General features: G+C 35.9%; 15 protein-coding genes and 1 tRNA gene. 10 read left to right on the plus strand and 6 right to left on the minus strand.

Annotated elements, in window-relative coordinates; all coding sequences use genetic code 11:
- Positions 1-1277: hypothetical protein (locus N2Z72_01715; GenBank protein MCX7696393.1), on the minus strand; the 1277-nt coding region annotated here is incomplete at its 3' end.
- A 163-nt stretch (positions 1278-1440) separates the two neighbouring features.
- On the opposite strand from N2Z72_01715, the gene N2Z72_01720 reads away from it, so the two are divergent.
- Together N2Z72_01720 and hydG are read left to right on the plus strand one after the other, a co-directional pair.
- Positions 1441-1701, plus strand: coding sequence for a hypothetical protein (locus N2Z72_01720; protein ID MCX7696394.1), 261 nt, complete (start codon positions 1441-1443; stop codon positions 1699-1701).
- Positions 1698-3134, plus strand: coding sequence for a [FeFe] hydrogenase H-cluster radical SAM maturase HydG (gene hydG, locus N2Z72_01725; protein MCX7696395.1), 1437 nt, complete (start codon positions 1698-1700; stop codon positions 3132-3134). The genes N2Z72_01720 and hydG overlap by 4 nt, the downstream gene beginning before the upstream one ends.
- Before the next feature lie 296 nt (positions 3135-3430).
- Here hydG and N2Z72_01730 read toward each other — a convergent pair whose 3' ends face one another.
- Positions 3431-4459 carry an A/G-specific adenine glycosylase gene (locus N2Z72_01730; protein MCX7696396.1) on the minus strand — a complete coding sequence of 343 codons (1029 nt, stop codon included), beginning with the start codon at positions 4457-4459 and terminating at the stop codon, positions 3431-3433.
- A gap of 39 nt (positions 4460-4498) precedes the next feature.
- Between N2Z72_01730 and N2Z72_01735 the strand changes: the two genes are divergently transcribed.
- Both N2Z72_01735 and N2Z72_01740 read left to right on the plus strand, forming a co-directional pair.
- The gene (locus tag N2Z72_01735; GenBank protein MCX7696397.1) at positions 4499-5581 is read left to right on the plus strand and encodes an Mrp/NBP35 family ATP-binding protein; all 1083 of its coding nucleotides are present in this window, start codon (positions 4499-4501) and stop codon (positions 5579-5581) included.
- Positions 5582-5589: 8 nt separating this feature from the next.
- Positions 5590-5829, plus strand: a complete 240-nt coding sequence (locus N2Z72_01740) for a NifU family protein (GenBank protein MCX7696398.1) — start codon at positions 5590-5592, stop codon at positions 5827-5829.
- 541 nt (positions 5830-6370) lie between these two features.
- Here the strand turns inward: N2Z72_01740 and N2Z72_01745 are convergent.
- The 3 genes from N2Z72_01745 to era are packed head-to-tail and all read right to left on the minus strand — an operon-like array spanning position 6371 to position 8929.
- Positions 6371-6745, minus strand: a complete 375-nt coding sequence (locus tag N2Z72_01745; GenBank protein MCX7696399.1) for an RNA-binding S4 domain-containing protein — start codon at positions 6743-6745, stop codon at positions 6371-6373.
- Positions 6745-8052: a ribosome biogenesis GTPase Der gene (der, locus tag N2Z72_01750; protein ID MCX7696400.1), complete on the minus strand. Its 1308-nt coding sequence runs from the start codon at positions 8050-8052 to the stop codon at positions 6745-6747. Before der ends, N2Z72_01745 begins: the two co-directional genes overlap by 1 nt.
- Position 8053: 1 nt before the next feature.
- On the minus strand, positions 8054-8929 hold the full coding sequence (gene era / locus N2Z72_01755; protein MCX7696401.1) for a GTPase Era: 876 nt from the start codon (positions 8927-8929) through the stop codon (positions 8054-8056).
- A 57-nt stretch (positions 8930-8986) separates the two neighbouring features.
- Here era and N2Z72_01760 point away from each other — a divergent pair.
- The 6 genes from N2Z72_01760 (at position 8987) to N2Z72_01785 (ending at position 16032) form a co-directional block, all read left to right on the plus strand.
- Positions 8987-9058: transfer RNA gene (locus tag N2Z72_01760), tRNA-Met, on the plus strand.
- 532 nt (positions 9059-9590) lie between these two features.
- The gene (locus tag N2Z72_01765) at positions 9591-10208 is read left to right on the plus strand and encodes a TetR/AcrR family transcriptional regulator (GenBank protein MCX7696402.1); all 618 of its coding nucleotides are present in this window, start codon (positions 9591-9593) and stop codon (positions 10206-10208) included.
- Complete coding sequence (locus N2Z72_01770; GenBank protein MCX7696403.1) at positions 10205-11542, plus strand: TolC family protein; 1338 nt, start codon at positions 10205-10207, stop codon at positions 11540-11542. Before N2Z72_01765 ends, N2Z72_01770 begins: the two co-directional genes overlap by 4 nt.
- On the plus strand, positions 11539-12570 hold the full coding sequence (locus N2Z72_01775; GenBank protein MCX7696404.1) for an efflux RND transporter periplasmic adaptor subunit: 1032 nt from the start codon (positions 11539-11541) through the stop codon (positions 12568-12570). Before N2Z72_01770 ends, N2Z72_01775 begins: the two co-directional genes overlap by 4 nt.
- A 7-nt stretch (positions 12571-12577) precedes the next feature.
- Positions 12578-15745, plus strand: a complete 3168-nt coding sequence (locus N2Z72_01780) for an efflux RND transporter permease subunit (protein MCX7696405.1) — start codon at positions 12578-12580, stop codon at positions 15743-15745.
- Positions 15742-16032, plus strand: coding sequence for a hypothetical protein (locus N2Z72_01785; protein MCX7696406.1), 291 nt, complete (start codon positions 15742-15744; stop codon positions 16030-16032). Before N2Z72_01780 ends, N2Z72_01785 begins: the two co-directional genes overlap by 4 nt.
- 538 nt (positions 16033-16570) lie before the next feature.
- Here N2Z72_01785 and N2Z72_01790 read toward each other — a convergent pair.
- On the minus strand, positions 16571-17104 hold the full coding sequence (locus tag N2Z72_01790) for a hypothetical protein (protein MCX7696407.1): 534 nt from the start codon (positions 17102-17104) through the stop codon (positions 16571-16573).
- Positions 17105-17311 lie beyond the last annotated feature (207 nt).

The raw sequence follows: 17311 nt of genomic DNA on the forward strand, positions 1-17311 counted from the left end.
GTGATTCTTGCATTACCGACGACGTGGAGTTTTTGTGCTGGGGTGGTTGTTCCGATGCCTACGTTACCGGAGTTAGTTGCGAGGAAGGTAGAGGAGTCGATGCGTGCAGATCCTTGTGTATGGAGTTTATGGAGTGGGTTAGTTGTTCCGATGCCTACTCTTCCGGATGATGTAGCGAGGAAGGCATTGGTTTCGTTACGGAGGGAACCTTGTACGTGGAGTTTTTCAGTAGGGCTAGTGATGCCGATACCCACATTGGTGCCGTTGTCGAAAATTTGGCTGCAGACGCCTTGAGATCCATTGGATTTAAGTACGTAATTGGTGTTATTACATGAGACGCCGCCAGGGAGGCTGCTTACGCTGCTCCATGTTCCATTTCCGAGGAGAACTTCTGTATTATTTCCGCTGAAATTGGTTAGGCCCAAGTCACCGGCCGAGTTACTTGTTACGATGGCGCCGTTGGCACCTGAGGCAATGGATGTGATTCTTGCATTACCGACGACGTGGAGTTTTTGAGAGGGGTTGGTTGTGCCGATGCCCACGTTACCGGAGTTAGTTGCAAGGAAGGTAGAGGAGTCGATGCGTGCGGATCCTTGTGTATGGAGTTTATGGAGTGGGTTAGTTGTTCCGATGCCTACTCTTCCGGATGATGTAGCGAGGAAGGCATTGGTTTCGTTACGGAAGGAACCTTGCACGTGAAGTTTTTCGGTAGGGTTAGTGATGCCGATACCCACATTGGTACCATTGTCGAAAATTTGGCTGCATGTTGCTGTTGAACCATTACTTTTAAGAACAAAATTTGTGTTGTTGCAACCGACGGGTCCAGGTTCGCCGTGGCATACATATCGTGTTAAGCTAGGAATTACTTCAGAGGGTTCTAAAATGTTGTTATCGTTGAGGTCAATACCAAATTCTACTTTGATTCCTCCGTAAGGGCAATTAGGACCTGCTGGTTCATTGGACGTTGCGAAAAGTCCATTGTGGCCGTTTCCACCACTGCCTCCACATAAAGATTTCCATTGGTTGATAAAAGCATTGTAGTACATCATACAGTTGGAGTCCAGGTCAAAAACAAGTAATCCATGAGCTGGAGATGTGATGGAGATTCTTTGAGCAGCACTCATCCGCGGGATAAGTAAACCTTTGCTGGTAGATGAAATGTCAAGCATTGCAGATGGGTGCGGCAAGGCACCATTCTCATTAATTCCTACATTTCCACTTTGAGCAAGAATAAAATTAACTATAACAATCAATAAAAAAAATACATAATTTTTCATATTTTTTCTTTTTAAGACAGTTTTAAGTGAATAAAGTTAAAGAAAAAATAATTTTTTAGGATTTTGTTAAAGATGTGATTTTTTTGTAAATTTGCACATCTTTTGTGGAAGAGATTCTTTCGCAAAAGAAAATTAATGTTAGTCTAACCAAAAGGAATACCTGATGGAAAGAAGAATAGGAACAATTACCATTGTAATTTATCATCTTAGTAGTGTTTTTGAGGTTCAAAAAATATTAAGTAATTTTCATGAGATTATTTTAGCACGGCAGGGACTTAATTTTAAGGATGAAAACCTTCATGTGATTACGCTTATTGTTGAAGGAACTGTAGATCAATTCAATAGTTTAACAGGAAAATTAGGGAGATTACCTGGGGTAGAAGCTCGAAGCCATAGTATTGTAATTAAAACTGATAAGATATGATATTTAAGCCAGAAAAATATAGTATTCCCGATAAACGTATCGAACCTTTCATCGATCCCGATGAAATATGGAAATATATCCATGAAACTACGAGCGACAAGGTATCTGTAAGAGCTGTTATTCAAAAAGCCCTTGATAAGCAACGGCTTAATTTGCATGAAACTGCCATTCTAATTAACGCAAAGGAACCAGAACTTGTAGAAGAAATCAAAGAAGGAGCACGGTTGTTGAAAGAAAAAGTTTATGGGAATCGCATTGTTTTATTTGCTCCTCTCTACATTGGAAATAAGTGTAGTAACGATTGCAGTTATTGTGGTTTTAGAGTGAGCAACAAAGACGCTATTCGACATACGCTGACTGATGAAGAAATAATTCGTGAAGTAGAGGCTTTAGAAGATCATGGTCATAAGCGACTTATTTTAGTTTTTGGTGAGCATCCCGAATACCATGCAAATTATATTGCCCATACAGTCAAATTGGTTTATTCCATCAAAAAAGGAATGGGAGAAATACGTCGAGTAAATATCAACGCTGCACCTTTCGATATTGATGAGTTTCGGATTATTAAAGAAGCAAAAATTGGCACATATCAAATTTTTCAAGAGACATATCATCCTGAAATTTACAAAAGATACCATTTGGGAGGCAGAAAAAAGGATTATTTTTGGAGATTGACGGCGCTGGACCGTGCTCAAGAGGCGGGCATAGACGACGTAGGAATTGGAGCCTTGTTTGGCTTGTATGATTGGCGTTTTGAAGTTTTGAGTTTGGTTCGGCACACCAACCATTTAGAAGCTGTTTACAATGTAGGGCCACATACCATTTCTTTTCCACGTTTAAAAAAAGCATCAAAAGTTAACTTGCGGGACAAATATCATGTTTCGGACGAAGATTTTACGAGACTTATAGCCATTTTGCGATTAGCAGTACCATATACAGGCCTTATTCTAACAGCACGAGAAAGTGCTCGAGTACGCGATGAGGTCATACGCTTTGGTGTAAGTCAAATTGATGGTGGTACTAAAATAGAGTTGGGGGGATATAGCAAAGGTTTATCGAGGAATGAGGAACAAGATTTAAATAGAGAACAATTTTACATATCCGATACTCGTTCTCTTTCTGAAATTATGGATGAACTTATCGAAAAGGGTTTTCTTCCTTCTTTTTGCACAGCATGTTATCGTAAAGGTCGGACAGGGGAGCATTTTATGGAGTTTTCAGTTCCAGGATTCATCAAACGTTTTTGTACACCAAATGCTATTTTAACTTTTGCTGAATATCTTTGTGACTATGCAGATCCTGAGTTGGCGAGAAAAGGGTGGGAGAGCATTCAAAATGAACTCAATAAACTAAAAAATGAAGGCTACAAAATTGATGATCTCCAACAACGACTTGAACGAATAAAACAAGGAGCGAGAGATTTATATTATTAGTTTTTGAACACTTCATCATTCCGAATATCATAAAAACATGAATTTCCTTGATGAGAAGAATAAATTGTTGATAAAGTTTACTTGCAACAAACCATTATAGAATCCATGCTATTTCATTTTAAACTGTTCCTTATCTTATGTAGAATAGGACAAATTCTTTATTCAGGTATTAATTCTAAAGTTTTATTGGGTTAATCAGTCGAATCCCATACTGAATTTTGAACAAAGTTATATAGTCAGTAAAAGCTCAAAAAGTGTGAGATGTAAATGTTTATACTGATTTATTTAGAGAGTATTCACTGACATTGTGAGACGAATTTTTTAAATGCTGAAGAGGTTAGAAATTTATGCATGAGTACATGAACAGGTAGGCCCGGGAGGTCATTCACATGGATCTTTATCCAATCAGTTTCTGGATCCTTGTTTACATTAGTAACAAAATATGCCAGAATTTTTCGATGAGTAAGTTCATGCTGAACTACAAAAATATTTTTTGATAATTTTTTCTCTTTCTGTTTTTCGATGATTGGAAATTCATATAAACCATGCCACAATGATGATTTTCGTTTTCTTACATAGGTATAGTTTTCTTGACAATGAACCAGATAAAACAACTTTACTTGTTTTTTTATTTTTGAAGTATTTCGCATAGGTAAGTGATGAATCATGCTATGAATATAAGCAAAACAATGTGCGTGGATGGGACATTTCTGACAGAGGGGGCGTTTAGGTAAGCAAATCGTAGCTCCCAGTTCCATCAAAGCTTCATTGAATTCTCCTGGAGGGAAATGAACAATATTTTTTTGAAGTATAGATTGAATTTTTTTTGTATACTCATTTTTATGGATAGGAATTTGTATTCCCAATATTCTTGCCATAATCCGGCGGACATTACCATCAATGGCAGGAATTTTTTCACTACTCCATTGGGATGAGAGAATGGCTGCCATATATGGCCCAATTCCTGGCAGTTTTTTGAGTAATTCATGTTTAGAAGGAATCTGCCCATTATATTCGTCCATAATAATTTGAGCCAACTTTAACAAACGATGAGCTCTCTGATAATAGCCTAACCCTTGCCAATCTTTGAGAAAGTCGTCTTCGTGAGCTTCTGAAAGTTCCTTGATGGTTGGATATTTGTCAATTATTCGAAGATAATACGGCATTCCTTGTTCTATGCGTGTTTGCTGGAAAACGAATTCAGCCACCAGTTGATGATAAGGATTCATGGTTTGACGCCAAAGAAAATTTCTTTTGTTAGTGCGAAACCACTTAATGATAGAATAAAAAAGTTTTTCTTCTTTCATGATGATATTTGTCTTCATTAAAATTCTTTGTTAAAATTAGCATACCTTTGTAAAAAAATGACAAGCAACGATATTTTAGAAGTTTTGAGTACGGTACTAGATCCAGATCTTAGGAAGGATTTGGTAACTTTGAAGATGGTAGATAACATAAGAATACAAGATAACGTCATTGAGTTTGATTTAATTTTAACTACACCTGCTTGTCCTCTTCGTCAACAATTGATGGATACATGTACCAACGCAATTAAACAAAAGTTTCCTAATGCTGAAGTTCACATTCATACTACTTATCGGATGACTCAATCGATTTCAAATCCAAATCTTAAACACATAAAAAATTTAGTTGCTATAGTTTCAGGCAAAGGTGGTGTAGGTAAAAGTACCATTGCTTTAAATCTTGCTGTAGGTCTTGCCTTAAGTGGTGCAAAAGTAGGATTGTTGGATGCTGATCTTCACGGTCCTAGTATTCCCAAAATACTTGGCCTTGAAGGAAACATGCCAACAGTCGTTGAAAAGGAAGGAAGAGAAGTTATGTTACCTTTAGAAAAACATGGAATCAAAGTGATGTCTATAGGTTTTCTTATTGGTGAAGACAAACCACTTATTTGGCGTGGGCCAATGTTAACGAGTGTTCTACTTCAACTTTTCCATGATACGGACTGGGGAGAGTTGGATTATCTCATCATTGACACACCTCCAGGTACTGGAGACGTTCATCTAACTCTTATTCAAAATTTTAGCGTCACAGGAGTAGTTCTTGTTTCTACTCCACAAGAAGTAGCCCTGAGCGATGTTCGAAAAGCTGCCAACATGTTTTTAGATGAAAAAGTCAAAGTTCCCATAATAGGCATAATTGAAAATATGAGTTACTTTGTACCTACCGATATGCCTGAGAAAAAATATTATATTTTTGGAAAGGATGGTGCCAAACAGTTGTCGCAGAAACTTCAAATTAGATTGTTGGGACAAATTCCTTTGTTTGAAGAAGTTATGCAGAGTGGAGAATTAGGTGTTCCTGCAGTGATCGACCATAATAATCCTGCACGTTCTTATTTTTTTGAATTGGCACAAAAAACAGCACAAGCTATAGCAATTCGTAATGCTACCATGGAACCAACACCAATTTTGCGTGTAAAATAGCATGCCATATGAATGAAAATTTGTCTTTAGAAGATAAAGTTAAGTCGGCTATTGAACAAATCAGACCTTATCTTCAACAAGATGGGGGCGATGTTTTGTATAGCCATATCGATCAAAACAATGTAGTATTTGTCAAGCTCATAGGGGCATGTCATGGTTGCCCTATGGCCATGCAAACCCTAAAAATGGGCATTGAAGCAGCTTTGAAAGAAGTTATACCTGAAATAAATGGGGTAGAAAGCATCTGAAGTTTTTTTACTTCGTAGAAAGCACGAATGTTAAGGACAATTTTTTATTTTTTATGTGCTCGAAATGTTCAGTCTACACTTCATGCGGTAATTATAGGCAAAAGACCTTAGCCTTTTTACTTTGCATTGTCTCTCATGAATATTTTAAGTAAAATGTAGACAATTGAAGGTTGATAATTTTTTACTCAGCGTAAGTGACCTGATAATACTTTCATATGAACGAGATTATAACTTTCATCACCTATTTGTCAACCGAGAATAATGAATTGTAATCACAGATAGGTTATAATAATAAACTTACTGTTCAAGGTTCAACAAGTCTTGGTTATAATTCATAATAGGAGTTGTTTAAGTTGTAATTTCTTTCATCCGATTGTTTCCAAATTCAAATGTTGCCAGGGAAGAGTTAAGATGAAATAACGACGGTAAAATGACATAACAACTAGAAGAAAATCCTCCGCATTCGAGGTTTGATAATAAAAAGGTTTTTTCAATTAGAGGTTCAACTTTTAAGGAAAAACTGTATCAAGTAGTTTTTTAATTAATTTTTTCTTAAAAATTTTTCTAGGGCTCTTCTTTCCTTTTTGGTAGGTCTTCCTGAACCTGGAGGTCGAAAATAAAAAGAATGTGCTTGTTTTTGCATTTGATTTCTACGTTCGTATTCTTCGGCAGGAGTTCTGTCTTCGACGTACTTATGAATCAAAGCAGCCCCAACTCTTGATGGGGGAATATCCAAAACAAAAATTGTCTTTTTATAATAAGAAAAAGTGATGGAGATGATATCGTTAACTCTGACTTCTCGAGAGGGTTTAGCTGGAAGATTGTTTATAGTAACTTTTCCTTGCTTGCAAGCATTGGTCGCCAGAGACCTGGTTTTAAAGATGCGAACACACCATAAAAACTTATCAATTCTCATTATTTTTCTCTGAAATACAAATCTATAATACACCCTGTAAAAGAGAATGATTCTCTCAATTTTTTTTCTAGCATTTTTTTATAAGGTTCTTTAATATATTGAGGTAGATTGCAGTAAAATGCAAAGGCAATGTGCGGTGTAGGTAATTGTACGGCGTACTTGATTTTGATTCTTTTGCCTTTGTATACTGGTGGTGGATTTAGTTCAATAAATGGAAGCAAAATACGGTTGAGTTCGCTAGTTTTTATTTTTTGGTGTAAATTATGATAAACTTGGGATACGGCTTGAACTAGTTGTAAAATACGGGTTTTTTTCAGTGCACTGATGAAAAAAATTGGTATATCATAGAGTGGTGCAATTTGATAAAGAACATACTCCTTGAATCTGTTGATTGTTCGGCTATCTTTTTCCACCAAATCCCATTTATTGACAGCTATAATAATGCCTTTTTTGTTTTCTTCAATGATTCGCAAGATGGCTAAGTCTTGATGAGTGATACCCATGGTGGCATCAACGACTAGAATACATACGTCAGCTTGTTCGATAGCGCGTATGGAACGAAGCATGGAATAATATTCTAAATCTTCTTTGATTTTAGTTTTTTTTCTAATTCCAGCAGTATCAATAAGGATAAAATGATGTCCATATTTATTATAGATAGAATGAACAGCATCACGAGTGGTGCCAGGGATAGGGGTGACAATGCTTCGTTCTTCACCAAGGAGAACGTTGATTAAACTGCTTTTCCCTACGTTGGGTTTGCCGACAATGGCTACACGAGGCAGGTTGCTTTTAATTTCATAGGAGGAGGTGTGCTTTAAGTGTTTTGTGAGTTCATCCAACAATTCTCCTGTTCCATAGCCATTGAGAGCACTGATGGGAAAAATCTTTTCAAAACCAGCCTTAAAGAAATCGCCCAAAATAAAACTGTCAGATGGTGAATCAACTTTGTTCACAACCAAAAAAGTCGTTTTTTTCATTTTTCGTAAAAGTTGAGCAACATCTTCATCCAAAGGTGTATAGCCATCTTTGAAATCAACCATAAAAAGTATGATGTCTGCTTCTTCTACAGCAATTTTTACATGATGTTCTATTTGTTGCTGAAAAATATCTTCGCTTTCCTTTACGTATCCACCTGTGTCTATAAAACTAAATTGAATGCCGTTCCAGTCTGTTTTGCCATAAATTCTATCACGAGTTACACCTGCCTTTTCATCTTCAATGGCGTATCTCTCACCTAATAAACGATTGAAAAGTGTTGATTTTCCCACGTTAGGTCTACCAACGATGGCAACCAGATTTCCCATATTAGTACCCCAGTTGTTTTAACTTTTTATCATTATTTCTCCATTCCATAACTTTAACGTGCAACTCAAGATAAATTTGATGATTCAGAAATTCTTCAATTCTTTTTCGCGATCGAATGCCAAGTTCTTTGATACTTTTACCCCCTTCGCCAATGATAATTTTTTTAATACTTTCCCGAGAAACATATATAATGGCTCTGATATGAGGAATAGGAAGATCCTCTTTAAATTCTTCGATGACAACTTCCGAATGATAAGGAATTTCTTGTTTATATAGAAGAAATATCTGTTCGCGAATAAACTCGGCAACAAATTCTCGAATGTATCTGTCACTTAAAACATCGTCGGCGTAGTAGGGAGGATGCTCGGGCAAATGTTCAACGATAGCATTTTTAAGCTCCAGCAAACCCGTTCCATGTAAAGCAGAAATGGCATAAAAAAAGGCTTCGGGTAATTTTGTTGTCCATTTATTCCGAATTAGGGAGGTTTGCTCAGGTTTGAGCAAGTCGATCTTATTCAAAACAACAAACTTGGGCAATGTAAGCGATTGGATTTTTTCCATTAATTCTGGAGGGAAAAAATCATCATCGGGTTGTGTCATCATAAGCAGAATGTCAGCATCCTCAAGGGACTTCATGATCGTCTGATTCATTTTTTTTTGCAATAGATAGGTGGGTTTTAATATATAGCCGGGTGTATCGGAAAAAATAATTTGAAAATTAGATTCGGTGAGAATGCCAAGTATTCTTTTTCTTGTCGTCTGAGGTTTTGGAGTAACAATCGAAAGTCGTTCGCCCAACATAGAATTCATCAAAGTAGATTTTCCGACATTAGGAAAACCAAGAATCGTAACAAAACCACTTTTAAATTTAATCATCTGTTTGTTTTTAGAAAAGTTATTATTTTTGCAACGCAAAGTTATGAAAAATTACACTGCGGGGTGGAGCAGTGGCAGCTCGTCGGGCTCATAACCCGAAGGTCGTAGGTTCGAATCCTACCCCCGCTACAAGTTAAAAGACTTTTTTGTAAAAGTTTCTTGCAACAAGTTAGAATTTTCTTGTACAAATGTTCCTTAACCAATGTGATAAAAGTTTTTATCCATTGTTCCCGTAAAGAGTAGCAAGATTTTTTTCGCGGCTGAATACTCATATGATCGAGCGGTTAAGAGTTTTGAAATTTCGTAATGAAAGTTAATACTTATCATCAAAAAACAAGAAACAATGTTGGAGTGAGGGCATTCAGTGCTTGAAAAAATTTGTAAAAACCAATTGAATAGGCATATTTAATTTAGGTAAAGCTCAGTATCAATAATAATGTTCAATATCATAACAAGTTTTTTGTGAAAATGTTTTGTTTTAAAGCAAAAAAGTAAAAAGTTTAGATCCACATAATCTGCTTTTTGTAGAGTTAGTCAATAATAGTTTAGCCTTTTCAAATTTGAAATCAAGTAAGAAAGTAACTTTGGAAACTTTTTTTTCGAAAATAGTTTCCAAAGTAAAAAATGTATTAATTTTGTAGCACAACATGTAGAAATGGAAATGAAACCAGAACATTGGGTTATAATTGAGCAAATGTTTAAGCAATATGGAATTAGAAATGTATCGATGGATGACATAAGTCGTGCTTGTGGTATTTCCAAAAAAACCCTGTATCAGTGTTTTGAGAGCAAAGAAGAGTTACTGGATAAAATGATTGAACATTGGATGCAACGTATTGAACATTCTACTTGTTACGTAGTTCCAGAAAACTCAAATTTTAATGCTATCGATGAAATCCTTGCCGTATTGAAATATTTTTCTACTTCATTTCACAACATCAATCCTATCTTTTTTTGGGAATTGGAAAAATATTATCCTAAACAAGCTCGTAAACTAGCAGAATTTCGTGAAAATCATATACTTAAAAAAATACGTAATAACCTGGAAAACGGCCTTAAACAAAACTTATACCGAGAAGATCTCAATATTGATATTATTCTTTTGATATATAGGCAACTCATAAGATCATTTCCTACGATAATCCAGGAAAATGAGCTCAAAGACAAATATGGATTATTTGAGATTCTAAAGGAAATTTACTATTATCATCTCAATGCCATAGTCAACGAAGAAGGGAAAAAATACGTAATGAAAAAATTAAAAGAAATAAACATATGAAGAACATTTTGTTTTATGCTTTAATGCTGACATTTTGGTTGAACAAAGCTGTTTTTGGTCAAGCTGTCGATCTTACGCTTGAAAAAGCAATAAGTTTAGGGCTAGAAAACAATCGAAACCTACAGCTTGCCAAATATGATCAACAAATTGCACAGAAAAATAAGTGGGAGGCGGTCACCAATTTCATGCCCCGACTTAGCTTTGAGTCGAATTGGCTAGACAACTTAGAGCTAAACACAGTTCTGCTTCCTGGCGTCATGTTTGGGATGCCTCCAGGAACATACTTGCCAGTAAAATTTGGTCAACAATACCAATGGAGTTGGGCCATCAAAGCACAACAAGTGGTTTTCAGTGCGCCTCTACTCATAGCAGCCAATCTCGCTTCAGAAGCTCAACATATGAGTGACCTAACTTACCAGAAGACCGAAAATGATGTCGTGGCAACGATTAAAAATTTATATTTTGGTTTGCTGAGTTTCAACCGTTTGTTGACCATTTTAGATAGCAATATAAGCAATTTACGGTATGTCCAAGAACGCACAATAGCCATGTATGGATTGGGCATGCTCCAAAGCACTGACGTTGATCAAATTGAAGTTACTATTACTAATCTCATGAATGCTCGTTATTCACTTGATAGAAATCGTGAGCTTATGCTTAACATGCTACGTTTTAATCTTGGACTGGACAGTACGCAGCACATTAACATCAGGGGAGAACTTGAAAATTTCATTCAAGAAGATGAAATCGAAAAATTACTTCTTACCCCTTTTCAACCAGAAAATACTCCAGAGATACAGATTTTAACTTCTCAGCAAAACATAGCAAAAATGTCCCTAAATAAGGAGAAGTACGATATGCTTCCAACTCTCTCAGCTTTTTATAATTATACCCGTACCGGTCAGGGAAATGACATGCGAGAGTTAAAATGGTTTCCCTCATCTGTGCTTGGGTTATCTATTTCTATTCCTCTTTTTGCTGGTTCTCAGAATTACACTCAAATACAAAAAGCACGCATACAATATGAAAAATCTTTATATCAAACAGAAACCATTAAAGAACAACTTCTCATTCAGGAACAACAATTGAAGTATAATCTCAAGAATGCTTATGATAACTACAAATTACAGCAAAAGAACATCATGCTTGCTCATAAAGTATACAAAAATGCAGTAAATAAGTATTTGCAAGGGACCATGTCAAGTCTTGATCTGACGCAGGCCAACTCCAATTATTTAAATACTCAAAACAATTACGTTTCAGCTTGTTTGGAACTTATCAATGCTAAAAACAACTTAGAAAAATTGTTTAACATCAAAACCATAAAACCATGAAAAAATCGTTTCTTCGGATCATGTTCTTTTCTTTGGTTTTTGTTTCTTGTACGAATAAAAACACTGAACAGAAAACAGAGGAAAAACCTTTGCCAGTCAAAGTAATGAAGATTTCTGAGACTGAAATAAACAAAACCATGGAACTACCAGCTATAGCTGAAAGTTGGGAAAAGGTTCATCTCGTTCCCTCTTCACCAGGAAAGATTATTAAGTTATATGTAAATGTGGGACAGTTTGTGCAACAAGGTCAACAGGTAGCTCTTATGGATCCTACTCAGTTTTTAAGTACACAATTGCAGTTCGAACAACTCACTAGAGATAAGCTTCGTATGGATTCCCTTCATAAGTTGGGTGCTATTTCTGATCAACAATATGAGCAATTCCTTACATCATATCACGTGGCTCAAAACAATTATAATTATTTGCGAGATAACGTGTATTTGAAAGCACCAATTTCTGGCATTGTTACAGCTAAATATTACAACGAAGGAGAAATGTTCTCTGCAGCACCTAATACGAAGGAAGGAAAAGCAGCCCTCATTACCATCGAACAAATTTCGCCTATTAAAATCAATGTTGATGTTACAGAATCCAATTTGCCATACATTTCTACAAAGACAAACGTACGTGTAAGTTTCCCGTCCTTGTCAGATAAATCTTTTTCAGCTCAAATCAACAAAATATATCCTACCATAGATCCCCTTTCTCGAACATGTAGAGTAGAAATTTCACTTCCCAATTCGCAAAATAAAATAAAGCCAGGCATGTATGCCGTAGTAAGTATCGAGCTTGGTAAAGTCAAGGGTTTCTTGATTCCTAGCATTGCCATTCAGAAATTGCAGGGAACAGCTAAACATTATGTTTTTAAAAATGATAAGGGCATTGCAAGGCAAGTCTTTATAGAAAAAGGAAGAACCATTGATAATCAGACCGAAATATTTTCTACTGAATTGAATGAAAACGATGAAATCATCATTGTCGGTCAGGAAAAGGTGGTCGATGGAACAAAGATCAATGTTGTAAAATAATCTAGCCATGAAAATATACGAAGCAGCTGTCAAAAACCCCATTACTACATTAATGGTTTTTCTGACCATAGCCGTGCTGGGGTTGTTTTCTTTGAGTAGATTAGCCATAGATTTTTTTCCCGAAATAGAATTCCCTACCATCACTATTGTAGCAACATACCCAGGAGCAAATGCTGAAACTGTAGAGCAGCTCATTACCAAGCCCATAGAGGAATCAGTTAGTTCATTAAATGGTTTAAAGAAAGTATCATCCCGCTCAAATGATAACATCTCTATTGTAACAGTAGAGTTTAATTATGGTACAGATCTTAACGAAGCAGCCAACGATATTAGAAACGTGCTGGATCGTGTTATGCCTCTTCTACCAGCGGGAATCGAACGCCCATCTATATTCAAATTTTCTACTTCACAAATGCCAGTGCTTTTTTATGCTGTAACTGCAGAGAAAAATTATGAAGGATTAGCAAACATATTGGAAGACAAAGTAGTAAATCGGTTAAACCGTGTTGATGGTGTCGCATCCGTCATGATGATTGGGGCTCCCAAAAGAGTAGTGTACGTCGATTTTGATCCTTTATTGCTGAATAATTATGGATTTACATTCGATCAAGTTATATCGTTGATAAAAAGTGAAAATATCACCATTCCTGTAGGTACTGTTAAAACAGACGATTTAGAATACAAAATTTCATTCGAAGGCGAATTTTCTTCGGCAAAAGATATAGAAAATTTAGTCATCGGAACGCAAAGTGGTAGAATTATCCGTATTAAAGATGTAGCTGTAGTGAAAGATACGTTGAAAGATGTTTCTTTCATCGAAAGAATTAATGGTGGAAAAGGCGTACGGCTTTTGGTTATGAAGCAGTCAGGAACTAATACCGTGAAAGTTGCCCGAAAGGTAAAAGCTGAAATGGAAAAAATTCTCCCTATATTACCAGAAGATGTCAAATTTAAAATCATTTTTGATCCTTCTCAAAATATTCTTCGTTCAATCAGCAACTTGGCTGAAACCATCATATATGCTCTAATTTTTGTTTCGCTTGTCATATTATTTTTCCTTGGACGGTGGCGACCGACTTTTATAGTACTGACAGTGATTCCTATTTCCTTACTAAGTGGTTTTGTGTACTTGTTTGCTACAGGGAATTCATTGAATATCATTACTCTTTCAGCTATAACCATAGCAATCGGTATGGTAGTTGATGATGCCATCGTTGTGCTAGAAAATATTGTTAAGCATCTAGAGAGGGGAAGTACGCGACGTGAAGCTTCCATATATGGTACCAACGAGGTGTGGGTGGCTGTTATAGCAACGACGGTTGTCATTGTAGTAGTCTTTTTGCCCTTGACTTTCCTTTCCGGCATGATAGGAGAGCTTTTTAGGCCTTTTGGTTGGATTGTAGCTATTACGATTACAGTTTCAACGCTCACAGCCATCAGTTTTACTCCCATGGCAAGTAGTCAACTATTAAAAGCAAAATCTTTCTTAAACCATGAGAAAAAAACATGGTGGGATAAAAGCATTAAGGTTTTTCTTGATAAGATGGACCTAGCTTATCAGAGAATCTTAAGATGGGTCTTACGTCGCAAAGTCCTTACGTTGGGTTTATCTTTCCTCGTTTTTATCCTATCACTCTTACTCTTATCTAAAATAGGGGCTGATTTTATGCCTGAAAGAGATCAAAGCATACTAAGTGCTAAAATCTACTTACAGACTGGGCAAAAGGTCGAAAAAACTGAGCAAACTATCAGAAAACTTGAAAATTTACTTCGAACTCTCTTTCCCGACGAAATTAATGCTATGGCAATTTCAGCTGGCGCATCAGATGAAGCAACCTTTTTAAGTGCATTTAGTTCTAACGCAAGCCATATCATTCAAATGTTGGTCAGATTTAAAGATCCAGACCAGCGTCCTAGTAAAAAAACTGTTTTTGAGTTTGCTGAAATGCTAAGAAAATCGATGGATTCCATTCCTGAAATTATCAAATATGATATTTCATTTTCAACAGGACCTGCCGGTAGTATGGGTTCGACTAACATGATTTCCGTCAAAATTTTTGGATATGATTTAGAAAAATCCATGGCCTATGCCAATGATTTATCAGGAAAAATCAAAGCCATGCCCGAAGCTCGTGACGTAATCGTGAGCCAAGAAAATGAAAAATCGGAATTAAAAGTTTACTTAAATCAGGCAAAACTTTCCCAAATGGGATTGAATTCTGCCATGATTGGTTCAATGCTACGCAACTACCTCAATGGCATTACCATCACTAAATTAAAAGAAGAAGGTAAAGAATACGACATCGTTATGAGATTGGATCAACGTGTTCGGGACAATTTCGAACTATTCAAAAATATTAGTTTTAAATCTCCTACCGGAACAAGATTTTATCTTAAAGAAGTTGCTGAATTAAGGGAAGAATCTGCACCTGCTTATATAGAACATGAGAACAAACAACGTTATGTGGCTATTAACATCAAGCCGCAGGGGACAACACTAGCAGAGCTTGCTAAAAAAGTTCAAAAAATCATACAAGAAAGTGAAAGACCTGTGGGATTGGATGTGGTTGTAGGTGGAGCCTTTCAGGATCAACAGGAATCATTCAGAGATATTATTTTTCTGATGATTGTAGTAACATTATTGGTATACCTCACCATGGCAGCTCAATTTGAATCCTTTATCATGCCCATGATTATCATCGGGGCATTACCTTTTGCTTTTACGGGTTCCTTTGTTGCTCTGTGGTTGACTGGTATTCCTTTCAGTGTTAATTCTTTGCTGGGCATATTGATGCTCATAGGCATAGCCATCAAAAATAGCATAGTGCTTATTGATTTTATCAATTTATTACGAGATAGAGGTCTTAATCTTGCTGATGCCATCGTCGAAGCAGGTAGATCTCGACTTCGCCCAATACTTATGACTGCGTTTACTACAATGCTTGGCTTGCTGCCGTTAGCCTTCAGTACAGGAGAGGGTAGTGAACAATGGGTACCCATTGGAGTTAGTGTAATAGGAGGTCTTTTTTTCTCTACTATTCTTTCTCTGATTATTGTTCCCATACTTTATTACCTCTTGATTCGAAGCGGTAGTCGTCGTTCAATGAAAGTGAAATTGCAACAAGAGTTTGCTTATCTTGATCAGGTTTTGCCTAAACAAAATCCGAATTTATGAAAGCAATTTTGGTGATATTTAATAAAGCCTTGACAGAGCAAATTTTCTACATTTTAGAAAAATTATCCGTTAAAGGGTACACTTATTGGGAGACTGTACACGGTAAGGGAGAAGTAGGGGAACCTCGTATGGGTACTCATACTTGGCCTGAAGAAAATTCAGCACTTTTTATGGCAGTTACTCCTGATATGGGAGAGCAATTGGTTAACGCTTTCCGTTTTTTAGATGAAACCAAACCACATGTTGGATTAAAAGTATTTACGTGGCATGTAGAAAAACCCTTCTAGATAATTTAATCTTTGCCAATTTTTCAAAATTCCTTTTTACTGAGCAAGTTACCTGGAAGCTTTGCGAAGTATTACCTCAAATTTTTACTTTGAGATGAGCGGTATAAAACATGGCTAACCATAAGTATGTTTAATATTTCGTATAGTATTCTTCTGTCTTTACGCTAAAGGCATCAAAGGATTTTTAGGTGACTATCAATTTTAAAACGCCTTACTTTATTTTGATAAAAACACAAAGTAATAGAGTTCTTTTAAAATTACAAACATTGATATTGGATCGAACGATGTTTGCTGATTTGGTTTCCGACATCCAAACTTTGATAATATAGATATGATTAATACACCTTTAGCTTTACTGGAATGATGACCATACACTTATGGATGGTATTAATTACAAGCATAAGGAAGTTCCGTGGTAATTTAGAGGAATCATGTAAGTCGAGTGTGGGTCATAAACTCTACTTAGTAGTTTCAAACACCTCTAAATTTTTGAAATGCATTTAGTTGATAATGATAATCCAGATATAGGGAAAAATTTTCAATTATTCCAGGTTATTCGTATCTTATGACATACGTTTGCAGATGGTGGTGAGAATACAATAAGTTCATCATCAAGTAAAATTTGTTGTTGACTACTTGCTGAATAGACAAAAACGTAGAAAATTTTACACATTGACGAGGGATTTGAAAAACCATATCCACTACACGAATTTGGGAAATGTTCTCTCCTATCATAAATATATTGATAAGTAAATTTTAATGCTTTGGGATCGTCGCATGAAGTGGGTTCATCGGAGAGAGCATCAGATAAGAAAAATTTCTTTGATAAAACGTGTTGATTAATTTTAGGATCGAAAATGTTTATTTTTATTTCTTGAACTCCATTTGCTTGCCAGTAATTTGCAAATAACGTATCAAACCAAATTAATGCATGTTGCTCGTATATACACTTATCATTATCACTTTTGCATTCAGGACAGAAATTGATAGCTTCTGGATTTGTACATCCCTTTTCTTTGCATGAAAAAAGAAATGGGGTAATTGCAAAAATGTACAATATCCATCTTTTCATCTCACGTTTTTTATTTTTATTTCAAATTTAGGGTAAAATTTAGAAATGATATATTTTATTTTTCGACTTAATGTTCGTTTCGAGCAAATGAGATATTTTATTGGCAAGTCATAAGTAAATTCAATAAATACATCTTTATATTAAAATGAGACAGAGTTTTTAAGAAACGATCTCCTAATGTCAGCTGATGGCAATGATTTTTTCCAT

The organism is Bacteroidales bacterium (genome assembly GCA_026418905.1).
Classification (GTDB): domain Bacteria; phylum Bacteroidota; class Bacteroidia; order Bacteroidales; family DTU049; genus JAOAAK01.

Coding starts and splice junctions, on each gene's coding strand:
- N2Z72_01730 (MCX7696396.1), bottom strand. CDS start 4,459: ATGAAGACAAATATCATCATGAAAGAAGAAAAACTTTTTTATTCTATC.
- N2Z72_01765 (MCX7696402.1), top strand. CDS start 9,591: ATGAAACCAGAACATTGGGTTATAATTGAGCAAATGTTTAAGCAATAT.
- N2Z72_01740 (MCX7696398.1), top strand. CDS start 5,590: ATGAATGAAAATTTGTCTTTAGAAGATAAAGTTAAGTCGGCTATTGAA.
- N2Z72_01780 (MCX7696405.1), top strand. CDS start 12,578: ATGAAAATATACGAAGCAGCTGTCAAAAACCCCATTACTACATTAATG.
- N2Z72_01785 (MCX7696406.1), top strand. CDS start 15,742: ATGAAAGCAATTTTGGTGATATTTAATAAAGCCTTGACAGAGCAAATT.
- N2Z72_01735 (MCX7696397.1), top strand. CDS start 4,499: ATGACAAGCAACGATATTTTAGAAGTTTTGAGTACGGTACTAGATCCA.
- hydG (MCX7696395.1), top strand. CDS start 1,698: ATGATATTTAAGCCAGAAAAATATAGTATTCCCGATAAACGTATCGAA.
- N2Z72_01720 (MCX7696394.1), top strand. CDS start 1,441: ATGGAAAGAAGAATAGGAACAATTACCATTGTAATTTATCATCTTAGT.
- N2Z72_01775 (MCX7696404.1), top strand. CDS start 11,539: ATGAAAAAATCGTTTCTTCGGATCATGTTCTTTTCTTTGGTTTTTGTT.
- N2Z72_01770 (MCX7696403.1), top strand. CDS start 10,205: ATGAAGAACATTTTGTTTTATGCTTTAATGCTGACATTTTGGTTGAAC.
- N2Z72_01745 (MCX7696399.1), bottom strand. CDS start 6,745: ATGAGAATTGATAAGTTTTTATGGTGTGTTCGCATCTTTAAAACCAGG.
- der (MCX7696400.1), bottom strand. CDS start 8,052: ATGGGAAATCTGGTTGCCATCGTTGGTAGACCTAACGTGGGAAAATCA.
- N2Z72_01790 (MCX7696407.1), bottom strand. CDS start 17,104: ATGAAAAGATGGATATTGTACATTTTTGCAATTACCCCATTTCTTTTT.
- era (MCX7696401.1), bottom strand. CDS start 8,929: ATGATTAAATTTAAAAGTGGTTTTGTTACGATTCTTGGTTTTCCTAAT.